We start from the raw sequence: 6,643 nt of genomic DNA, 5'->3' as shown, positions 1-6,643 counted from the left end.
TTTAATTTCTTTAGAATTTATTTCTGGGGAAGTAAAATATTTAAGCTTAAAGAAGGATGTGTTAGGAAGGTTCTGGCATATTAAATGGTGGCTAATTGGTCATGTGATCGGAGGGATGCTAGCTTTACTCATTGGCCCATTTCAATTTTGGAAATTTTTCAGAACAAGGTATATGTCAACCCATAGGTGGTTTGGGCGTATCTATCTAATTTCGATTATAGTTGGCTCCTTGAGTTCTACTTACTTGGCTTGGACTAGTGCTGTAGCGGTACATTGGACCTGGGCCTTATCCCTTCAAAGTTTAGGGGTTGCTTGGTTCTGTACTGCAATTATGGCCTATAGAGCAATAAGAAAAGGATGGGTTCTAAGTCATAAGGAATGGATGGTTAGAAGTTACGTTGTGACATTCGCCTTCGTATCATTTCGCTGGTTAGTCGATTTACCTTTTATAGTTGGATTGGGGAATTTTATTGAAAGAGCACCCACAGTAGGCTGGGTTTCTTGGGTAATACCCTTATTTGTAACGGAAATGATATTGCAATGGAATAAAAAATAAAAGCCATTAACATCCTATATGAAATTTGGCAATCCTTTAGGGAGTCAGGTTTCATGTACCAATCACCAATCAATTTAGTTTATAAAAAAAGAATGAAAATGAAAAAAATATGCACAATAGGATTAGTACTATTCGTGATTAGTTACATCATGTTTTCTAATAGCAATTTATATATTAGTAGACCCATTGATTTTGCGCACTGGTTTAATTTAATTGGAGCAGCTTTATTATTGTTTTTTAATTTGGTATTTCCCAAAAATAAGATTCGTAAAACTGGTTCGCTCGTAACTGGAATTGGGGTTATTGGTCATATTGGTTTATGTACTATTGATTTTATCTTTTGGAGCTTAGATAATAATCCGACTCTTACTTCCGAGTTGAAATTGCATTTAAGTAATACACCTTCTATTGTATACCCTTTTATTTACATAGGTCCCTCAATGTTATTTGTAGGCCTATCAATTCATGCATTTAATTTTATAAAAACAAATCCATTAAGTTCATTAATGGTGATTTTGGCGGCACCTATGATAGGCATATCCTATTTTGTTTTACAGAATGGGGATTATATGTTGTTAAGCTGTATAGTCTTTGCTTTGGGGCTAGGATCATTGCTGTATAGGGATAAAATTAAGCAACAAGCTTTTAATTATTTATAACAAATTGTAGCCGTCTATTGGGAAGGAAAGGCTTGTTATACTAAAAGTTGGTAACAACCTGAAAACACTATTATATTTTGGAATTATTTTTATCTATATAATGAAATAGAAAATCAAAAAATGAAAAAAGCTTCTTGGGTTATCATCGCGGTTTTATCCTCACTTGTTGGAATATATCCTATTATCTATTTTCTGATAGACAGACAATTTGGATTATTAGGATCCAAATCAGAAGAACTTCTTAGTAATTATTTATGGAATATTTCATTTTATGGTCATATAGTTTTCGGAGGGCTTGCCCTATTGATTGGATGGCTACAGTTTAGTAGTAAATTGAGAAAAAATAAAATTGAAATACATAGAAACATTGGAAGAATTTATGTTATTTCTGTTTTAATAAGTGGAGTTTGTGGGCTTTTAATTGCCCTATATGCCACTGGTGGTGTTATCTGCATTCTTGGTTTTTTTACATTGGGAATTATCTGGTTATTAACCACTATTTTAAGCTTAAAAGCCGTTAAGAGGGGGGATATTGAATTACACAAAAATTTAATGATTTTTAGCTATGCTGCTTGTTTTGCAGCAGTAACATTAAGGATTTGGCTTCCAATTTTAACAAACATGATGGGTGAATTTATTTATGCATATAGGATAGTTGCTTGGTTAAGTTGGGTTCCAAATATTATTATTGCTTATTTGATTGTTAATAAGAAAAAGAAAGTTGCCAGCTCAGTTTTTCATTAAATGCGGTGGAGTTTCTTGGTCGGTAATCCCTGTAGAATAAATTAAATTTGAGCTGTTGGGTAAAATCACAGCTCATTCTCCGGCTTTAATCGTATCCACACCGTTAGACAGTCTAAATACCTCCTTTTTTTATTTTAATTAGGAAAAGGAGCCTGATAGTCTTAGGGAATTCTATCTCTTCCAGTTCTTTTACTGTTCCCATTAGTATAAATTAAAATTGAAATTGATGACATTTTAAAAATAAATGGGAGGTTTTTTTGTCAAAAAATGCAAATTCCAGACTTTATTTATTTTTCTACATTTCTTAAAACTAATCCCTGCAAATTGCTTATTTTTAGCTGGAATTTTGGGACAGACTTCCGTTATCCTTTATTTAAGCATAACGAAATGTGTAGGTGGTAAAATAATTACTTTAAAGTATACTATGATGAAATCTTTACTAAAAACATTAGTACTCTTATTTGCTATAACACCCTTAAGTTATGGTCAGGTACAATCCAACTTACAACTTATCGATATTTTTAATATGGAGTTTGTTTCTGACCCACAAATTTCACCTGATGGCTCCAAAGTTATTTATGTCAGAAACTTTAAAGATGTTATGACTGACCAAAACCATTCAAATCTTTGGATAGTGAATTTTGATGGGTCGAATAACCGCCCGCTAACCACGGGAAATCAAAATGATTTTTATCCAAGATGGTCCCATGATGGAAAAAAAATCATTTTTAAATCGAATATGGCTGATGAGAAAATGAAGCTATACATGATGTGGATGGATACTAAGGAAATCGTCCCATTAACAAATACATCAAAAACACCGGAAGCTGTGTCCTGGTCTTATGATGATAAATTTGTAGCTTTTAATATGTTTGTTCCTAAAAAGCAAGGATCCATTGTTAAAATGCCTGAAAAACCGGAAGGTGCAAAATGGAATACTCCTCCCACCTATATAACTGACATGAATTATCGTGGGGATGGCCAAGGGTATCTGGAAAGTGGAAATATGCAACTATTTACTTTGCCTATTGAGGGAGGAACACCCAGACAATTAACATTTACTGAATTTGATCATGATGCCCCTATATGGTCTATTGATAACCAACACCTTTATTTTAGTGCAAATTATCATAAAGAAGAAGAGTTGACGCCATTGGATGACGAAATTTACCAATTAGCTGTTAATGATGGCAGCATAAAAGCTTTAACAAAACGATATGGTCCTGATTTTGATCCTGTTTTGTCACCTAATGGCAAAAAGATTGCCTATTTAGGTTTTGATGATAAGCACAAAGGTTATCAGATAAAGCGTTTAAATGTTATGGATATCGACGGTAATAATTCAATTTTGATTTCTAAAGGTTTTGACAGAGATATTCAAAATATAGCATGGGCTAGTGACGGTAAAGGACTTTATTTTCAATATGATGATAAAGGAGACACAAAGTTGGCTTTCATTTCTTTATCTGGTAAAGTTTCTGTAATAACGGAAAACCTTGGAGGGTTATCCCTTGGAAGACCCTATAATGCGGCAAGTTTTTCATTATCGAATAATAATAGATTTGCCTTTACCTTGGGAGGAACGAATCACCCAGCAGATTTGGGTGTTTCAGATTCTAAGAAAAGTCGACGATTAACAGCATTGAATGATGATCTATTTTCCTTTAGAAATTTAGCCAATGTCGAAGAAATATGGTGGGAATCTTCTTATGATCAGCGTAAAATTCAAGGATGGGTGGTAACACCTCCAAATTTCGATCCTAGTAAAAAATATCCAATGATTCTGGAAATCCATGGAGGGCCTTTTGCTAGTTACGGATCTGTGTATTCATTTGAATTACAAGCATTTGCTGCGGCTGGTTATGTAGTACTTTATGCAAACCCTAGAGGTAGTTCTGGTTATGGAGAAGAGTTTGGAAACTTAATACATCATGATTATCCCAATCACGATTATGATGATCTCATGTCTGGTGTAGATGCGGTAATTAAAAAAGGATTTGTTGATGAAAAAAATCTCTTTGTAACCGGGGGTAGCGGTGGGGGTGTACTTACTGCTTGGATAGTAGGAAAGACCAACCGGTTTAAAGCAGCTGTTGTGGCCAAACCAGTTATCAATTGGTACAGCTTTGTGTTATATGCTGATGCCCCCTCATTCTTTTCAAAATACTGGTTTCCTAATAAACCATGGGAAGATCCCACTAATTATTTAAAACGTTCACCTTTATCTTATGTTGGGAATGTGAAGACGCCTACAATGCTATTAACGGGTGAAGAAGACTTTAGAACACCTATTGCGGAATCTGAACAATTTTATGCTGCCTTAAAATTAGAAAATGTTGAAACGGCAATGGTAAGAATTCCAGGAGCTTCACATGGTATTGCCAACAGACCCAGTAATTTGATAGCCAAAATAGCAAGTATTTTAGCTTGGTTTGAGAAGTATAAAAATGAAAATGAAGGCGAGGTAGGTATGTAATTGACAATACTTTAAAGAGAACTTTGAAGATTTCATTGAGTGAAGAAGGAAAATAAAGCTAATAAATTTAGTTGCCGTATAAACTGGCCTTTAAAAAAAACAGTAATGGAGATTAAAAGAAAGATTTGGAAATGAAAATAGCAATAGCACAGACCAAGCCCATTAAAGGAGACATTGCGGCTAATATTGTCAGCCATAAAAAATTAATTGATATGGCCCTTTCAATGAAGACAGATGCTATTTTTTTTCCCGAACTTTCTTTAACTGGGTATGAACCTGAACTTGCAAAAGATTTGGCAACCAACCAAGATGATTCAAGGTTTGATGATTTTCAAAAATTGAGTGATGAAAATGACGTTACAATTGGGCTTGGAATTCCTACCAACTCTTATGCTGGGGTGCTGATAAGTATGATTGTTTTCCAAAAAAATAAGCCTCGACAGACCTATTCCAAGCAACAAATGCATTCAGATGAATTGCCATATTTTGTAAATGGAAATGGCCAACTTATCCTATCCATTAAAAACAAAAAGATTGCGCTTGCCATATGTTACGAAAGTTTACAAATTAATCATTCAGAAGAAGCAAATGCACTTGGAGCGGAAGTTTACATTGCAAGTGTAGCCAAACCTCAACATGGTTTTGAGAAAGCCAGGAAACATTTTCCGAGTATTGCCAAAAAATATGCAATGCCAGTTTTTATGTCAAATTGTGTGGGCTATTGTGATAATTTTGAAAGTGTGGGGAAATCATCAATTTGGAATAAAAAAGGGGATCAGATAGGACAATTAGATAATACAAATGAAGGAATATTGATTTTTGACACAAAAATTGAGAAAGTAATCATAAAAAATTAAAAAACTGCCACCATCAAATGAGAATGTTTAGCAGCTATGGTTCTAACAGCGACGCTTTTTATATAAACCATTAAACATTATTAGTTACAAACTAAATGACGATCCCAAAGTATTTGTTTCACTATTTCGAAGTTGAAAAAGGACCATTTCGAAATATCACTGAATTTGGATTAGAAAAGGCGATTGATATTCAAAATCAGATTTCAGATGGGTTGAACAGTAAGAGGCCTCCTAATTACATTGAGTTAAGATTTGCCTTGGAAGAGAGGTTGAAAGAACAGTTTATAGCTAAAGGAGGAAAACCTAATAGAAACGATCCATTTTATTTTACACTTGGCGAATGCGAATGGGCAAAATCCTGGTATGTGAACCCTGGGGTTGTAAAAATACCTCTATCAGCTTTAAAAGCTGAGCATATTAGTTTCACGTATCCTGATAGTATGGTTTCATTTCAATTTTATGATGAGCCTAAACTTGCTACCTACAGAAAAGATTTTAATGGTCAAGTATATTTATTAAATGAGATAGGAAAGGTAATAAATGAATATGGGCTTCCATCTGAAAATAAATGGCAGTCAGAGGAAGAACTGAAATTTGATAGATATATTGAGGTACAGGTATGGGATGATACAGTAATTAAGAAATATCAAAACAAAGCCTAATAATTAGGCATTCAAGTTGTCGGAAGTTTCGGGCTTGAATGCCTAGTTGAACCAAACGGGAGGTGATTGCCTATGGAAAAAGGGTTATTTTTTAATATTATAATTGGTTGTCTCCACTCATTCTTGTGCAGGTAAGGACCTTATTTACTTGTGGTTGACCGTTTTACTCTCCTGATGGCGCCCTCCCTGCTACTTGTTGTTAACCCTCTCTTTCTCATTATGTTGGGGCCTTCATTTCTTGTGGCAGTCTCTTTCACTCTAGGGAAGAAGGGACTGGTTTTAGGTTGTCCTTGATTATATTTAAAGAAATGGCAAGAATGAAAGCTTATCATTCTTAATAAAAGGTTGCCCAGCATGGATTTTAAGATTTCAACAGAGGTGAAAGTTGTATTGGTGAATTGTATATTCTGAACGTCAGTGGGTTATGAGGTGGGGTTTTTAAGGAAGACTTGATGTATGGAATTAAAGTTCTTTCCTCTTTTAAGTTGAACTAATGTGTTTTTATGACTTATGGATTTTCCAGTTGAAGCCTGATAGGAGGGAGGTGTCAATTAAATTTAGACATTGAAAGTTTTTCAAAGTGTAAAGCCTCTTTGTTTAATGGAAGGTAGGAGATTTATTTATACCTGGTGATATTTTAAAAAATTTATTTTGTGGTAAGAGGATGATTAGCTTATTTTTTACCTATT

The 6,643-nt window shown here is 34.2% G+C and carries 6 protein-coding genes; all 6 read left to right on the top strand.

Annotated features, from left to right (window positions below; genetic code table 11):
- A partial coding sequence (locus tag E1171_RS10600) for a DUF2306 domain-containing protein (protein WP_155205980.1) occupies nucleotides 1-556 on the top strand: 556 nt, incomplete at its 5' end.
- A gap of 98 nt (nucleotides 557-654) precedes the next feature.
- Entirely contained in the window at nucleotides 655-1,215 is a 561-nt protein-coding gene (locus tag E1171_RS10595) for a hypothetical protein (RefSeq protein WP_222931466.1), read from the top strand.
- 120 nt (nucleotides 1,216-1,335) lie between these two features.
- Nucleotides 1,336-1,959, top strand: coding sequence for a DUF2306 domain-containing protein (locus tag E1171_RS10590; protein ID WP_155205979.1), 624 nt, complete (start codon nucleotides 1,336-1,338; stop codon nucleotides 1,957-1,959).
- 424 nt (nucleotides 1,960-2,383) lie between these two features.
- The gene (locus E1171_RS10585; protein ID WP_246164273.1) at nucleotides 2,384-4,435 is read left to right on the top strand and encodes a S9 family peptidase; all 2,052 of its coding nucleotides are present in this window, start codon (nucleotides 2,384-2,386) and stop codon (nucleotides 4,433-4,435) included.
- A 131-nt stretch (nucleotides 4,436-4,566) separates the two neighbouring features.
- Nucleotides 4,567-5,292, top strand: coding sequence for a carbon-nitrogen hydrolase family protein (locus tag E1171_RS10580; protein ID WP_155205978.1), 726 nt, complete (start codon nucleotides 4,567-4,569; stop codon nucleotides 5,290-5,292).
- A 95-nt stretch (nucleotides 5,293-5,387) separates the two neighbouring features.
- Nucleotides 5,388-5,954, top strand: coding sequence for a hypothetical protein (locus E1171_RS10575; RefSeq protein WP_155205977.1), 567 nt, complete (start codon nucleotides 5,388-5,390; stop codon nucleotides 5,952-5,954).
- The last annotated feature ends 689 nt before the right edge of the window (nucleotides 5,955-6,643 follow it).

Origin of the sequence: Xanthovirga aplysinae, from assembly GCF_009711365.1 — a bacterium.
GTDB lineage: Bacteria > Bacteroidota > Bacteroidia > Cytophagales > Cyclobacteriaceae > Xanthovirga > Xanthovirga aplysinae.
The sequence above is the reverse complement of the archived record's forward strand: the minus strand, read 5'-3'. Positions and strand labels throughout refer to the sequence as shown.

What these genes read in the sequence shown, in the direction of transcription:
- E1171_RS10595 (WP_222931466.1), top strand. Translation starts at nt 655, where the DNA reads ATGAAAAAAATATGCACAATAGGATTAGTACTATTCGTGATTAGTTAC.
- E1171_RS10590 (WP_155205979.1), top strand. Translation starts at nt 1,336, where the DNA reads ATGAAAAAAGCTTCTTGGGTTATCATCGCGGTTTTATCCTCACTTGTT.
- E1171_RS10585 (WP_246164273.1), top strand. Translation starts at nt 2,384, where the DNA reads ATGATGAAATCTTTACTAAAAACATTAGTACTCTTATTTGCTATAACA.
- E1171_RS10580 (WP_155205978.1), top strand. Translation starts at nt 4,567, where the DNA reads ATGAAAATAGCAATAGCACAGACCAAGCCCATTAAAGGAGACATTGCG.
- E1171_RS10575 (WP_155205977.1), top strand. Translation starts at nt 5,388, where the DNA reads ATGACGATCCCAAAGTATTTGTTTCACTATTTCGAAGTTGAAAAAGGA.